Annotated in this window: 12 protein-coding genes; 11 read left to right on the top strand and 1 reads right to left on the bottom strand. The window is 38.9% G+C overall.

All coding sequences use genetic code 11. The features are described from left to right. Window positions 1-71 precede the first annotated feature (71 nt). The 8 genes from A2G56_RS04760 to A2G56_RS04725 all read left to right on the top strand — a co-directional run bounded on the left by A2G56_RS04760 (window position 72) and on the right by A2G56_RS04725 (window position 6,825). The gene (locus A2G56_RS04760; RefSeq protein ID WP_062709808.1) at window positions 72-308 is read left to right on the top strand and encodes a DUF2829 domain-containing protein; all 237 of its coding nucleotides are present in this window, start codon (window positions 72-74) and stop codon (window positions 306-308) included. Continuing rightward, complete coding sequence (locus A2G56_RS04755) at window positions 301-1,002, top strand: 3-oxoacyl-ACP reductase (RefSeq protein WP_062709805.1); 702 nt, start codon at window positions 301-303, stop codon at window positions 1,000-1,002. The genes A2G56_RS04760 and A2G56_RS04755 overlap by 8 nt, the downstream gene beginning before the upstream one ends. Before the next feature lie 299 nt (window positions 1,003-1,301). Beyond that, the gene (locus tag A2G56_RS04750) at window positions 1,302-1,745 is read left to right on the top strand and encodes an ASCH domain-containing protein (protein WP_062709800.1); all 444 of its coding nucleotides are present in this window, start codon (window positions 1,302-1,304) and stop codon (window positions 1,743-1,745) included. A 917-nt stretch (window positions 1,746-2,662) separates the two neighbouring features. Next, window positions 2,663-3,631 carry a Gfo/Idh/MocA family protein gene (locus tag A2G56_RS04745; RefSeq protein ID WP_062709798.1) on the top strand — a complete coding sequence of 323 codons (969 nt, stop codon included), beginning with the start codon at window positions 2,663-2,665 and terminating at the stop codon, window positions 3,629-3,631. A gap of 131 nt (window positions 3,632-3,762) precedes the next feature. After that, window positions 3,763-5,142 (top strand): bifunctional UDP-N-acetylglucosamine diphosphorylase/glucosamine-1-phosphate N-acetyltransferase GlmU, encoded by a 1,380-nt coding sequence (glmU, locus tag A2G56_RS04740; protein ID WP_062712449.1) that lies wholly within the window; start codon window positions 3,763-3,765, stop codon window positions 5,140-5,142. Between the two features lie 132 nt (window positions 5,143-5,274). Further along, on the top strand, window positions 5,275-5,823 hold the full coding sequence (locus A2G56_RS04735; protein WP_062709796.1) for an NUDIX domain-containing protein: 549 nt from the start codon (window positions 5,275-5,277) through the stop codon (window positions 5,821-5,823). 6 nt (window positions 5,824-5,829) lie between these two features. After that, a complete protein-coding gene (gene macP, locus A2G56_RS04730; RefSeq protein WP_062709794.1) occupies window positions 5,830-6,126 on the top strand; it encodes a cell wall synthase accessory phosphoprotein MacP in 297 nt (98 codons plus the stop codon). Window positions 6,127-6,135: 9 nt separating this feature from the next. Further along, window positions 6,136-6,825: a 5'-methylthioadenosine/adenosylhomocysteine nucleosidase gene (locus A2G56_RS04725; RefSeq protein ID WP_062709785.1), complete on the top strand. Its 690-nt coding sequence runs from the start codon at window positions 6,136-6,138 to the stop codon at window positions 6,823-6,825. A 75-nt stretch (window positions 6,826-6,900) separates the two neighbouring features. Here the strand turns inward: A2G56_RS04725 and A2G56_RS04720 are convergent, their stop codons facing one another. Continuing rightward, complete coding sequence (locus tag A2G56_RS04720; protein WP_062709783.1) at window positions 6,901-8,160, bottom strand: ISL3 family transposase; 1,260 nt, start codon at window positions 8,158-8,160, stop codon at window positions 6,901-6,903. A gap of 808 nt (window positions 8,161-8,968) precedes the next feature. Here A2G56_RS04720 and A2G56_RS04715 point away from each other — a divergent pair. From A2G56_RS04715 to A2G56_RS04705, 3 genes are read left to right on the top strand one after another with little or no spacing between them, the layout of a single operon-like run. Then, window positions 8,969-9,556, top strand: coding sequence for a restriction endonuclease subunit S (locus A2G56_RS04715; RefSeq protein ID WP_216634355.1), 588 nt, complete (start codon window positions 8,969-8,971; stop codon window positions 9,554-9,556). Window positions 9,557-9,560: 4 nt separating this feature from the next. Continuing rightward, a complete protein-coding gene (locus tag A2G56_RS04710) occupies window positions 9,561-12,617 on the top strand; it encodes a type I restriction endonuclease subunit R (RefSeq protein ID WP_062709771.1) in 3,057 nt (1,018 codons plus the stop codon). 11 nt (window positions 12,618-12,628) lie between these two features. Beyond that, complete coding sequence (locus A2G56_RS04705) at window positions 12,629-13,900, top strand: restriction endonuclease subunit S (RefSeq protein WP_237334437.1); 1,272 nt, start codon at window positions 12,629-12,631, stop codon at window positions 13,898-13,900. Window positions 13,901-13,908: the final 8 nt, after the last annotated feature.

Below are 13,908 nucleotides of genomic sequence, written 5' to 3'. Positions count from 1 at the left end.
TAATACAAAGCATTGTGCTCTTACTTGGAAATTATGATAGAATGACCTTAGCATATTGTAAGGAGAAAACCATGACATTTGACGAAATATTACCAGGATTAAAAGCAAAGAAAAAATACGTTCGCACCGGTTGGGGAGGTGCTGAAAACTATGTGCAACTCTTTGATACCATTGAAGTGAACGGTCAAAAACTGGAAGCGACACCTTATTTTCTCATCAATGTGACTGGTGATGGAGAAGGCTTTAGCATGTGGAGTCCGACGCCTTGTGATGTTCTTGCTGAAGATTGGATTGAAGTGCATGACTAAAGCCGTTCTTGTCACAGGTGTAGCATCAGGAATCGGTCAAGCCCAAGCAAGTCTTTTTTTGGAAAAGGGCTACGCGGTTTATGGTGTCGATAAGTCAGCAAAGCCTGACTTATTTCATCATCGTTTTCAGTTTTTCCAAATGGACTTGAGAGATAATCTGGCTGCGCTCTATGAACAGGTTCCACAAGTAGATATCCTATGTAACACAGCAGGAATCTTGGATGATTACAAACCCTTGTTAGATACTTCTGAAGAGGAGTTACAAGAGGTAATGGAGACTAATTTTTTTGCAGCAGTTAACCTAACTCGCCACTATTTGACAAAAATGGTCGAAAGAAAATCAGGGATTATCATCAATATGTGTTCCATCGCTAGCTTTATGGCCGGTGGCGGTGGTGCGGCCTACACCTCCTCAAAGCACGCCCTAGCTGGTTTCACCCGCCAACTGGCTTTGGATTATGCCAAGGATGGCATTCAGATTTTTGGAATAGCTCCTGGTGCAGTGAAAACTGCGATGACGGCAGCGGATTTTAAACCTGGAGGCTTGGCTGATTGGGTGGCTCAAGCAACACCTATTGGTAGATGGACACAACCAGCTGAAATTGCTGAATTAACCCTCATGCTAGCCTCAGGGAAACTGGCATCCATGCAGGGCGAAATCGTCAAAATCGATGGAGGGTGGAGTTTGAAATAAACTGGCACTTAGAGTTGTTTCTAATGTTACAGGCTAGGAGTTATCTTTTTTATCCTTTTGGATAGAGGAAGGATTTGACAACCGATATTAAGAAACTATCCTAGTAGGGCTTTAGCATCAAAAAGACGAAAGTTTTCTATCTAATAGTGGTAAAGAAACAAGTAAAGTTGAAAGTATCGAGCAACTTGATATGGCTTATGTTAAACTGTTGGAGTAGGAACATTGGTAAGATAAGAGAACGATTGAGTTGTTTTGAGACATGACTAAAACCGTATTGGTCAATTAAAAAGGAGAACAAGATGAAAGCATTGGAAATGTGGCAAAAATACCAACAAATGAATCCTAGTATTGGGGATGAAATGGATGCTTGGGCCTTTGGTGCTGAACCAGATTTACTCGCAAACTTGGTTTTGGAAGGTACAAAAACAGCGACAGCATCGGCTTTTGATTTGTATGAAGTTGATAATGAGCCACTTCCAGAAGCTGGAACTTATGATATTATCCTAGATAGTCAGGACGAGGCGGTTTGTGTCATTGAGGTCACTAAAGTTTCAGTTCTTCCTTTCAAAGATGTCTCCAAAGAGCATGCTTTCAAAGAAGGCGAAGGTGATAAGAGTTTAGCCTATTGGCGGAAAGTCCATGAAGCCTTGTTCAGCGAGTGGTTAGCCGAAGCGAACCTAGCATTTAATGAAAACTCTAAAATCGTTTTAGAGGAATTTAAAGTCGTTTACCCTAAAAAGTAAGGAAAAACGGAATCGAAAATGTTCAACAAAAAGACAACCGTCAGTTTTGATGCTTGTCTTTTTTAGTTTTGACAAAATGCTCAAGAAGAAAAAGATCATTAACTGATATTCAACGAAACTCAAGAGCAGATTAGGAGACGCCGATGCAGATAGAATTGCAGTTTGAAGGTCATCAAATCAAGTCAACAAGGTCTGCCTTTGAGGTTTAAAGAGTATCATTTGTTTATCTCAAAGTAAGCGAGCATTATATAGTCTTTTGAATTAAAGTTGAGACATCGTCACTTTCGCCTTGCCCTACTCAGGTGCTGTCCGCATCTCAGTTCTTTGTTTCAAAGTTAATTCATTCGAATATATCGGCTAGTTTGCTTGTTTTTTTGAGTTTAAGGTCTACCAATGTTGGGCACTACCGACTTTCCATTTTTGAACTGGCTTGTTTTCTGGTATAGCGTCAATGAAAATCGTTTTTTAGAGGCTGGTGAGTGGTTTTCTGATGTTGCTGGCAGAGATTCTTGATGCCTGCCTGATGCTTCATCATCTTATTTATCTCCTAATAAGACTTTCAAACGTGTTGTGTGACAACTTTTCGGAGAGTTTTTCTTCTGCACACAGTTAGCTTTGCATTCTTTAACAATTTTCTTGATGTGATTAAATGAATTTCCAGTCTACTTACATCGGCCTTGCCTATCCTAATGTTAATTTTTAGGGTGTGTTGATGAGGGACAAGCTGCTCAGATGTTTGAGTCATCCTTGTACTTCCAGTAGCTAGCTCGTATAGTAGCGATAAAGTTCCTGTTGATTGATCTGGTTTTAACGTTTATCGAACTTATTTTTGGATAGTGTAAGACAGGTGGATTTATGGGGGAATTACTGGTAAAATGAAAAGAAGAAAAGGTTTCCAGAAAGGATAGTATTAGTTTATGAAATTAGCATTATTAGGCACTGGTATGATTGTCAAGGAGGTTTTACCAGTCTTAAGAGAGATTGAGGGGATTAGCTTAGAAGCTATTATGTCGACACCGAGGTCTATTGAAACAGCGCGTGATTTAGCAGAAACCTATGATATTCCTCAGGCAAGCAGCGATTACGATGATATACTGAGCAATTCAGACGTGGATACGGTTTATGTTGGACTTCCTAACCATTTGCATTATGACTATGCCAAGAAAGCACTTGAAGCGGGTAAACATGTTATCTGTGAAAAACCATTTACCTTGCGTTTGGCAGAATTAAAAGACCTGATTGCTCTAGCAGAAGAGAAAGGACTTTTCTTACTGGAAGCTATTACGAATCAATATTTAGAGAATTTCACCTATATCAAAAATGAGCTCGATCAGCTGGGTGAGATCAAGATTGTGAATTGTAATTACTCTCAATATTCATCACGCTATGACGCCTTTAAGCGTGGAGAAATCGCTCCAGCGTTTGATCCAGCCAAAGGTGGCGGGGCTCTGCGTGATCTTAATATCTACAACATTCATTTTGTTGTTGGTCTATTTGGACAACCTGAGCGGGTTGAGTATTTGCCAAACATGGAGAGAGGTGTGGATACCTCAGGCATTTTGGTGCTTGATTATGGGAAATTCAAGGCAGTTTGTATTGGTGCTAAAGATTGTAGTGCCGACATTAAGTCGACTATCCAAGGAAACCAGGGTTCTATGGCGGTGCTTGGTGCCACAAATACTATGCCAGAAATTAGTCTTGCCCTGAATGGTCAAGAGCCCGAAGTGATGAATCATAATAGCAATCACCATCGTATGCATGCAGAATTTGTTGCCTTTGAAAAGATGCTAGCTAATAGAAATAGGGATCAGGCGAAAAAAGCCTTAGCTCACAGCCTATCCGTGATGACAGTTCTAGAAGCTGCAGCAGAAAGCATGACGTCATAGTATTCATTAATAGCCTATTTAGCCAAGACTAGTAGCTTGGCTTTTGTATATCCTTTAATTATGCTATAATAATTATCGTTTAAAGATGTAGGAAAGGCTGTCAGACTATAGGTCTGATGAGAAAAAATAAAATGACAAATTATGCGATCATTCTGGCTGCGGGTAAAGGAACTCGTATGAAGTCTGACCTTCCAAAGGTCATGCACAAGGTAGCAGGTATTACCATGCTAGAACACGTTTTTCGTGCTGTTTCGGCCATTAATCCTGAAAAAAATGTGACGGTTATTGGGCACAAAGCAGAACTAGTCAAAGAGGTTCTTGGAGAACAATCGCAATTTGCTATGCAGACTGAACAATTGGGAACGGGTCATGCTGTAATGATGGCTGAAGAAGAACTGGCAAATCTTGAAGGACAAACCTTGGTTATCGCCGGTGATACTCCCTTGATTACAGGTGACAGTCTTCAAAGTTTGATTGAGTACCATATCAGTCACAAAAATGTGGCAACTATTTTAACGGCAGAAGCTGACAATCCATTTGGTTATGGTCGCATTGTTCGCAACGAAGATCAAGAAGTGACCAAAATTGTTGAACAAAAAGATGCCAATGATTATGAGCAAGCTATCAAAGAAATCAACACAGGGACCTATCTCTTTGATAATAAACGTCTTTTTGAAGCCCTTAAAAATATTAATACTGACAACGCTCAAGGAGAATACTATCTAACAGATGTTATCGGTATTTTCAAAGAATCTGGTGAGAAAGTAGGTGCCTACAAACTTCGTGATTTTGATGAAAGTTTGGGCGTGAATGATCGTGTTGCTCTTGCGACAGCTGAAGGCGTGATGCGCCGTCGTATCAACCATATGCACATGGTTAATGGGGTGTCTTTCCAAAATCCTGATACCACTTATATTGATATTGATGTTGAAATCGCTGAAGAAGTTGTTGTAGAAGCTAATGTTACGCTTAAAGGTCACACTAAAATTGGTCGCGGAACTGTCCTAACTAATGGTACTTATGTTGTCGATTCAGAGATTGGAGCAAATGCTGTGATAACGCATGCGATGATTGAAGAAAGTGTCCTAGCTGACGGTGTGACAGTTGGTCCTTATGCGCATATCCGTCCAGGTTCTGAGTTGGCCAATAATGTGCACATCGGAAATTTTGTGGAGGTTAAAGGATCGAAGCTTGGTGAAAATACTAAATCTGGTCATTTGACTTATCTTGGTAACGCTGAGATTGGCAAAAATGTTAATATTGGTGCAGGTACAATTACGGTCAATTACGATGGTCGCAACAAATACAAGACAGTTATTGGTGATAGCGCCTTTGTTGGTAGCCAATCAACCTTAATTGCGCCACTTGAAGTGGGAGATAATGCGTTGACTGCTGCTGGTTCAACCATTACCAAGGATGTTCCTAAAGATAGTGTTGCTATTGGACGTAGTCGTCAAGAAAACAAAGAGTTTTACGCTCTTAAATTACCACATCATCCAAGCAAAAAATAAGTTATAGTCTTTTGAATTAACTTTGATAGAGCCTCGCTTTCGACTTGTCGTACTCGAGTGCTGGCCACATCTCGGTTTCTTATTCTGAAAGTTAATTTATGTGATTATAGAAAGTGGTTTTGAGGATTTATTATGGATTTTGAAGAAAAAACGCTAAAGCGTGAAATGGTTTTTGAAGGACATATCTTTACCGTAGCAGTTGATGATGTCGCATTGCCTAATGGTTTAGGACAGTCTAAACGTGAATTGGTATTTCACAAGGGAGCCGTAGCGACGCTTGCAGTCACTCCAGAAGACAAGATTATCTTGGTCAAGCAATATCGCAAGGCGATTGAAAGTATTTCTTATGAGATTCCAGCTGGAAAATTGGAAATTGGAGAAACAGGTTCTGAAAAAGAGGCTGCCGCGCGTGAGTTGGAAGAAGAAACTGGCTATGCCGGTGACTTAACTTTCTTGTACGAATTTTACACAGCGATAGGCTTTTGCAACGAAAAAATCAAACTGTATTTGGCAAATCATTTAACAAAGGTACCAAATCCACTTCCTCAAGATGATGATGAAGTTCTTGAGATTTTGGAACTCAGTTACGACGAGTGTATGGCAATGGTAGCTTCTGGGCAAATCCAAGACGCTAAAACCATTATTGCTTTACAATATTATGGACTTCATGTGAGGAAATAATCAGTTATGGGAAAACCGTTATTAACAGATGAAATCATTGACCGTGCCAACCGCGGTGAAGATTTTGATGATCTCTATGATGATGACTTTGATGGTCAGGAGACAAGGGTCATTTCAACAGAGAAGACCATTGAACCTCCCACAAAAAAGGGGTTCTTTTCCTCTAAGAAGGATAAGCCGGTTATCAAGAGTCGTCGGATTGAGAATGCCAAAAGAAATGCTTTTCAAGCTAAAATCAATCGCATTCTTTTGATTGTCATTCTGCTCTTTGCCCTCTTGTTGGCAGCTATCTTTTATTTATAGAAAGTATTTATGAAAATTGGAATTATTGCCGCTATGGAGCAGGAATTGCGCCTTTTGGTGGAAAAACTTGTGGATAAATCTGAAAAAGACGTTCTAGGAAATACCTATTACACTGGACGTCTTGGAAATCATGGCCTAGTCTTGGTTCAATCAGGTGTCGGAAAAGTTATGTCAGCTATGTCAGTAGCTATCTTGGTGGATCACTTTCAGGTAGATGCTGTCATTAATACAGGGTCAGCTGGGGCAGTGGCACATGGCCTGGCTATTGGCGATGTGGTTGTAGCTGATAGGTTGAGTTATCATGATGTCGATTTGACAGCTTTTGGCTATGATTATGGACAAATGTCCATGCAGCCCCTTTATTATGAGTCTGATGGTCAATTTGTATCGGTTTTTAAAGAGGTACTAAAGCAAGCTGACGTCAATGCTCAGGTTGGCTTGATTGCCACTGGTGATAGCTTTATCGCTGGTAATGATAAGGTGGCTGTTATTAAAGGTCACTTTCCTGAAGTGTTAGCTGTTGAGATGGAAGGGGCTGCTATTGCTCAAGCCGCCGCAGCCTGTGGGAAACCCTTTATTGTCGTTCGTTCTATGAGCGATACAGCGGCACACGACGCCAATATCACCTTTGATGACTTTATCATTGAAGCAGGAAAGAAATCAGCTGAAGTATTGATGTCATTTCTTGAGAAATTGTAAATTAAAGAGGTTGAGTTCGAGCCATCCTCTTTAACTTATTTGGCTCTTTGTCAACTGTAGTGGGTTGACTTATAGCTAACACCGAGAGAGGACCAGTTTGGTCTTCTCTTTTGTTGTGTTCAAAGCAAGATAAATCCGTTTTTTGAAGTTTTCGAAGTTCCTAAAGCCAAAAGCATTTCGCTTAATGACTTTAATAAGGTTGTTGGTGGCCTCTAGTTTGGCATTGGAATAAGGTAGTTTCAGAGCATTAATAATCTTCTCTTTGTCTTTTAGAAAGGTTGACAAGACGGTCTTGAAGATGGGATGGACCTGTTTGATGGTATCAGAAATGAGTTCAAAGAAGTGTTTCTCCTGCTTTTCTTGGAAATGAAAGAGAAGGCATTGGAAGAGTTCATAGTGGTGACGTAGCTCATCAGAGTAGTTCAAAAGACGTTGCACAATCTCTTGATTGGTCAAGTGCATGCGAAAAGTTGGACGATAAAACCGTTTATCGTTTAGGTTACGACTATCTTGTTGGATGAGTTTCCAGTAACGTTTCAAGGCCTTATAGTCGTGAGATTGACGCTCAAATTGGTTCATGATTTGGATACGGAGACGGTTCATAGCACGAGATAACTGTTGAACAATGTGGAACCTATCGAGAACAATCTTCGCCTTAGGAAACAGTTGCTTAGCGATGTCATAATAGGGACTAAACATATCCATGGTGATGACTTTGACACGACTGCGCACCTTGTGAGAATACCGCATGAAATGATTTCTGATGACAGCTTGCGTCCGCCCATCAAGGATAGCGATAATCTTGTTAGCATCGAAATCTTGGGCAATAAAGCTCATCTTTCCCTTCTTGAAAGCATACTCATCCCAGGACATGTTCTCAGGTAACCAGGTTAAATCGGTCTTGCACTCAAAGCGGTTGAGTTGCCGATAGACAGTTGACACAGAGATAGACAGGTCTTCAGCGATTTTTGTCATTGCTTCACGGCTCATGAGTTTGTCGGTGATTTTGTGGTTAATGATGTTGGGAATCTGATGATTTTCTCTGACTAGAGAGGTCTTAGCGACAGCCATTTTCCCACACGCTTGACATTTGAAGCGACGCTTTTTGAGACGAATCAGTACTTTACAACCCGCCATTTCCAGATAGGGAATTTTGCAAGGCTTTTGGAAATCGTACTTTGTCATTTTTCCTTGACAATCAGGGCATTGCGGGGCATCATAATCTAACTTGGCATGATACTCTCTGTGAGTGAAGAACTTGTCAAATGTCTTTTCAAAAGTGATGTTAGGGTCTTTAATGTCAAGCGACTCTTTGATATAATCTAATTGTTCCATATGAGTCTTTCTAATGAGTGGTTTGGTTGCTCTTCATTATAAGTCATATGGGACTTTTTTGCTATATTCAAAAAGACTCCATAATCTCCGAGAAGAATTTACCCACTACAGAAATTATAGAGCCACTTATTTTAGTGTAATCAAGTTGACGCAGTATTTGCTTGTTATGACATTCGCTTTTTAAGCTCCGAAGAAGGCATCATCAACTGAAAGTGGGCTAAAAGAATCTAGTAGATTACTTTAGCCTGGGTTCAGCAATCAAAGAACGAAGTCTGTTCCTTTCTTTGTTAGAGCTCTTCTTGACTCTTTTTATAACGTAAACAAGTCCTCAATATGGTGGAGAACTTGAAAATGTAAGACTTAACTGTAAAAGATGTTTGACAATCGTAATGGTAAGAGAATCTAATTGGTTCTCTTTTTTTTGATGTTAAAAACAATAAATAATAGTAGCTATCTTACTGTGATGAGCTTATACTCTTCGGTAATTAAATGAAGACGCTGTTGATTTGATTGGATGAACTTCAGTTCTATCTGTGTCGGTGTCGCCTTGTCTACGTTTGATTTTCATTTAGAGACACTATTTTAGAACGTGTTTTTCACTTCATCCAAATCCATAATAATGACATTTTAGACATCTGTTTTTGCAATATTATGTTGAAGATAGTATAGAAGATAAAGCGTTTACCATGAGAAGTTAGACTGTACTTTCTAAAAATTCTCAAGTTTATCTAGTAATATATATATATTACAAAAAAATATTGACAAAACACCTTTAAACTAGTAGAATATAATCATATTACAGAAAAACGTGGAGAAAAATATGGAAAAAAGGCAAATGAGTGATTTTGTATCGTTTGTGGCGGGGGTCAATCCAACAAGAGCTAAGAGGCAATATGGTAGTAACATCTTTCATTACTATGATCAAGAAGCATTTGAGAAAGATTATAGCTTTGAAGCGGATTTGGTTAGCAAAAAGACTGTAGATGATGTTTCAGATAAGTTGTCTCTTCGACAAGGAGATGTTATCATTAGTAATTCTCTGCAGAAGGCAGCTATTGTTAGTGCATCAAATGAAGGAAAAGTGCCTACACTTAATTTTATAAAAGTAGAATTTAAAGGAGATAAGTTAGATAAACTTTATTTTCTTTATCTTTTTAACTCATACAGCGAGGTGCAACGTCAAAAAGAAAGAGATCTTCAAGGAGCTTCCATTTTACGTCTTTCCGTTAAACTGTTAAATCAATTAATGATTCCAGTAGTTGATTTGGAAGAACAAATTAAAATAGGAGAAGCTTACAGTGAGACTCTAAGATTAAAAACTTACTTGAAGCGATATGCAGTATTAACCGAGACTATTGTTTCTCAAGTGATAGAAGAAAGTATAAAGGAGAGATAGCCATATGAAAAGTCAGTCTGAATTAGCGTTTGAGATGGAAGTCATTGATTATTTGACAAAAATTGGAGGAGTAAAACAGTGGGAGTATAAGAAAACGATTAAGACAACAGATGATTTATGGGACAATTTCAAACGAATTCTTGAGCAAAATAATAAGGCTCGTTTGGATGAACCGCTAACCGTTACAGAATTCAATCAAGTAAAAAAAGTAATATCAGATATTGATACGCCATATAAAGCGGGACAATTCCTATATGGAGTTAATGGTGTTTCAGAAATTGAAATTGATCTAGATAACGGGAAGCATGTCTTTCTAACAGTTTTTGATCAAGCTCAAGTCGGTGGTGGCAATACTGTTTATCAAGTCGTCAATCAGATTGAACGACCAAAGGTCGTTGATGGAAAACTAAATCGCCGTTTTGATGTTACTCTGCTCATAAACGGCCTTCCTATTATTCAAATTGAACTGAAAAAAGCATTACATAGTGTAACGGAAGCCTTAAATCAAATGGAGCAGTATATTGCTGAAAAGCAGTATAGTGATATCTTTTCTACTCTGCAAATCCTCATTGCGATGACGCCTCATGAAATTCGTTATATGGCCAATACGACTTTAGATAAGTTCAATCGTGCTTTCGCTTTTCATTGGCAAAATGAAGAAGATGCTCATCGTGTGGGAGATTGGAAGGTTTTTGCTGACAAGGTTCTATCCATTCCAATGGCTCATGAGCTATCAACCCGCTATATGGTACTTGATGGCACCAAAAATAAGGAAAGTATCAAGGTAATGCGTCCTTACCAAGTGTATGCGACCAAGCGAGTGCTTGATAAGGTGCGTGCCTTTGATTTCCAATATGACGATGGTAAGCTAGGGTACATCTGGCATACAACTGGTTCGGGAAAAACCATTACCAGTTTTAAAACAGCATGGCTTGCGAGCCGCTTATCAAATGTCCATAAAGTCATCTTTTTGGTCGATCGGATTGCTCTTACCAATCAAACAGTGGATGCTTATCAAGCGTATGATCCTGTGTCAGGCTTTGAGGGAAAGACAGGTGTGATCAGTGATACAGCCAATATAGCCGACTTACATCGAAAGTTGACCCAAAAGAGTGATAAGAATATCATCGTGACCAGTATCCAAAAAATGTCGCGTTATGTTGCAAAAGAGCGATTTAAGCCTTTGTCAGACCATATCTTATTCATTGTGGATGAAGCACATCGTTCTACTGGAGACGGAAGTGACAATGAAGGAATGCTGGAATCCATTCGTAGAGCCTTCCCTCATGCTGCTTGGGTTGGTTATACAGGCACTCCAAAATTTCCTGAAACACCTACTATTTTTGGCGAACTTCTGCATGCCTATACGATTAAGGAAGCGATCGCTGATAAAAATGTATTGGGCTTTAATGTAGAATTTAAGGAAACGATTGAGGCGCCTGAAAATCCGACAGAAGAAGAGATAGATGATCGGATTCGTGCAAGTGTCTATGATGATAGTCCGGAGCATGTTGATTTAGTCGTAAAAGATATTTTTGAACATTGGAAGGAGCGATCTAATAACCGTAAATACAATGCTCTTTTCACCGTGCATGTTGGTGGCAATAGAGCCAGCACCCCTCGTGCTATGGAATATTTTGATCGGTTTGCGGCTGTCAATGCTACAAAGGCAGATGAGGACAAGTTAAAAGTAGCTATTAGTTTTTCAGCAGATACATCCAATGGGGCGAATCAATTGAAAACAAATGAAAATCTTCATCGTGCAATCAAGGCCTACAATCAGCTGTTTGGAACGGCTTTTGACATGACCAGTGTCAAGCAGTATACGGAAGATTTGGCTCGAAGGTTAAATAAAACGGCAGATGATGGGAAGTATTTGGATCTTGCGATTGTCGTAGATCAGCTCTTAACAGGATTTGATGCTCCAGAGATGAATACCTTATATGTGGATCGGACATTAAAAGGCGGAAATCTCATTCAGGCTTATTCTAGGACCAATCGCATGCACAATTTGGTTGATAAGCCATGGGGAAATGTGGTGAACTATCGTTGGCCAAAGCAAAATGAATATGAAATGAATAAGGCCTTTGCCATTTATTCCAACCGTTCTTCTGCCGATGAGCAATTATCCCTCGATGACCTAAAAAAAGGCAATGAAGACGCACAGATTATTTCAAAGCCCTTTAATACTGTTCAAACAAAGATGCAAAAGGTTGTTCAAAACTTATCTACCTTAACCAATACTTTCATGGAGTTGCCGCCGAGTGAAAAAGCGCAAGATGAAGTATTTGAAGAGTTGAAAGAGTATAATCGCTTGCTCAGTCAGCTAAAACAATACACAGAAGATGAAGAAGGGCAAAAAATTTCAGCATATGAAGACCCAGAAATGTTTTACCAGCGGATTGGAATAACGCATGAACAAGAAGTGAGGCTCACGACGGTTATTGCTGGAGAATTAAAAGAAAGACGTGCTAAACGGGACAATGTTGATATTTCTCAAGTAAGCCTAGCTATGGTTCATATTCATGATGTTACAATCAATTATGATTATTTGGTAGACTTGATTGCCAAAATGGCAGATGAAATTCATGCGAATCAGATGGAAAAAGCCAGTCATACACATCAAGAAATTCAGGTTGAAATTGCTAAATCTGACAATGAGAAAGAAAAAGCCAAAGTGCGCCATTTCGTTGATAAGATTTTTGATGGAAGTTTCGTTTTTGATACTTATCCTGCTCCTCGTGATGTTGAGACGATGAATGCAGCTATGGAGAAAGTTCAAAAAGAGAGTCATCTCAAGCTAGTGACAGATTTTATTCGGAAGTGGGGTTTGGACAATAGTACAAATCCTCGGGAACTGATGAAATTGATTAGCAAACACCAGTTAGGTCAAGAAGATATGGATAGGCAAGGAGAGCTTACGGCTCTTATGAATGAAGCGCGTGCAGATTACAAGGAGATTGCTGAAGAGCTAGTCGCTCAATTATCTTGGGTGAGATACCGTATTGAGTTACGCAAGGCATTTTATGATATGGCGGATAAAATTAAGCAGGGAGAATAAGGAATATTTGTGTGGAAAAACATGGAAACGATGTTGAAATGAAAAATATACAAAAGGAGAGCAAGATGAATGAAAAAATAAACAAAGAACCTTTGATTCGTTTTAAAGGATTTACTTCCGCTTGGGAACAGCGGAAGTTGGGGGAGATAGGGGAAACTGTCTCAGGCATAGGCTTTCCTGAACATGAACAAGGCGGAAAATTTGGTATTCCTTTCTATAAAGTTTCAGATATGAATTTAAATGGAAATGAGTTAGTCATGCAAATAGCTAATCATTATGTTACGGAAGAACAGATTAAAAATAATAAGTGGAAGGTTATAAAAACTACACCTGCAATTATATTTGCCAAAGTAGGTGCGGCGTTATTGTTAAATCGCAAACGATTAGTTTTAAACGATTTTTTAATTGATAATAATACGATGGCTTACATATTGGCTAAATCTTGGGACACCTATTTTGCCAAAACTATTTTTGAAACTATTCACTTGCCTAAGTTTGCACAAACAGGAGCTTTACCATCTTTAAATAGTAAAGCTATTGAAAAAATTGGTTTAAAAATTCCAAGCAATCCAGCTGAACAAACCACCATCGGCACTTTCTTCTCCACCCTCGACAATCTCATCACCCTTCATCAGCGTGAGTGTGACCGTTTGGGTGATATAAAACGAATTTTCTTACAAAAGATGTTTCCTAAAAATGGTGAGGTAACGCCAGAGTTTCGTTTTGATGGATTTACGGACGCTTGGGAACAGCGGAAGTTGGGGGAGGTGGCGGAACTAAATCCCAAATCAGATGTACCAAGTATTTTTAAATATGTAGATTTGGAGTCTGTTATAGGAACAGAATTAGTTTCTTATAAGGAAGTAATAAAAGAATTGGCGCCTTCAAGAGCCCAACGAGTTGCTAAAAAAGGAGATGTTTTTTATCAAACTGTTCGTCCGTATCAAAAAAATAATTATTTATTTAACTTAAATGATGATGATTTTGTGTTTTCAACAGGTTATGCTCAATTGCGTCCGAAAGGCAATAGTTATTTTTTATTATCTGCAGTTCAGTTAGAAAAATTTGTAAGAATTGTTTTGGATAATTGTACTGGAACAAGCTATCCAGCGATAAATTCATCAGATTTAAAATTAATTCCCATTTTTTATCCTGCTCTTCCAGAACAAACCACCATTGGCACTTTCTTCTCCACTCTTGACTCCCTCATCACCCTTCATCAACGTAAGTGTGAATTGCTGAAAAAATTGAAAAAAACACTCTTAAAACAAATGTTTATTTAAGGAAAGGA

The organism is Streptococcus halotolerans, from assembly GCF_001598035.1.
GTDB classification, from domain to species: Bacteria; Bacillota; Bacilli; order Lactobacillales; family Streptococcaceae; genus Streptococcus; species Streptococcus halotolerans.
Note: the sequence above shows the minus strand (reverse complement) of the source record. Positions and strands in the feature narration are given on the sequence as shown.

Coding starts and splice junctions, on each gene's coding strand:
- A2G56_RS04760 (WP_062709808.1), top strand. CDS start 72: ATGACATTTGACGAAATATTACCAGGATTAAAAGCAAAGAAAAAATAC.
- A2G56_RS04755 (WP_062709805.1), top strand. CDS start 301: ATGACTAAAGCCGTTCTTGTCACAGGTGTAGCATCAGGAATCGGTCAA.
- A2G56_RS04750 (WP_062709800.1), top strand. CDS start 1,302: ATGAAAGCATTGGAAATGTGGCAAAAATACCAACAAATGAATCCTAGT.
- A2G56_RS04745 (WP_062709798.1), top strand. CDS start 2,663: ATGAAATTAGCATTATTAGGCACTGGTATGATTGTCAAGGAGGTTTTA.
- glmU (WP_062712449.1), top strand. CDS start 3,763: ATGACAAATTATGCGATCATTCTGGCTGCGGGTAAAGGAACTCGTATG.
- A2G56_RS04735 (WP_062709796.1), top strand. CDS start 5,275: ATGGATTTTGAAGAAAAAACGCTAAAGCGTGAAATGGTTTTTGAAGGA.
- macP (WP_062709794.1), top strand. CDS start 5,830: ATGGGAAAACCGTTATTAACAGATGAAATCATTGACCGTGCCAACCGC.
- A2G56_RS04725 (WP_062709785.1), top strand. CDS start 6,136: ATGAAAATTGGAATTATTGCCGCTATGGAGCAGGAATTGCGCCTTTTG.
- A2G56_RS04720 (WP_062709783.1), bottom strand. CDS start 8,160: ATGGAACAATTAGATTATATCAAAGAGTCGCTTGACATTAAAGACCCT.
- A2G56_RS04710 (WP_062709771.1), top strand. CDS start 9,561: ATGAAAAGTCAGTCTGAATTAGCGTTTGAGATGGAAGTCATTGATTAT.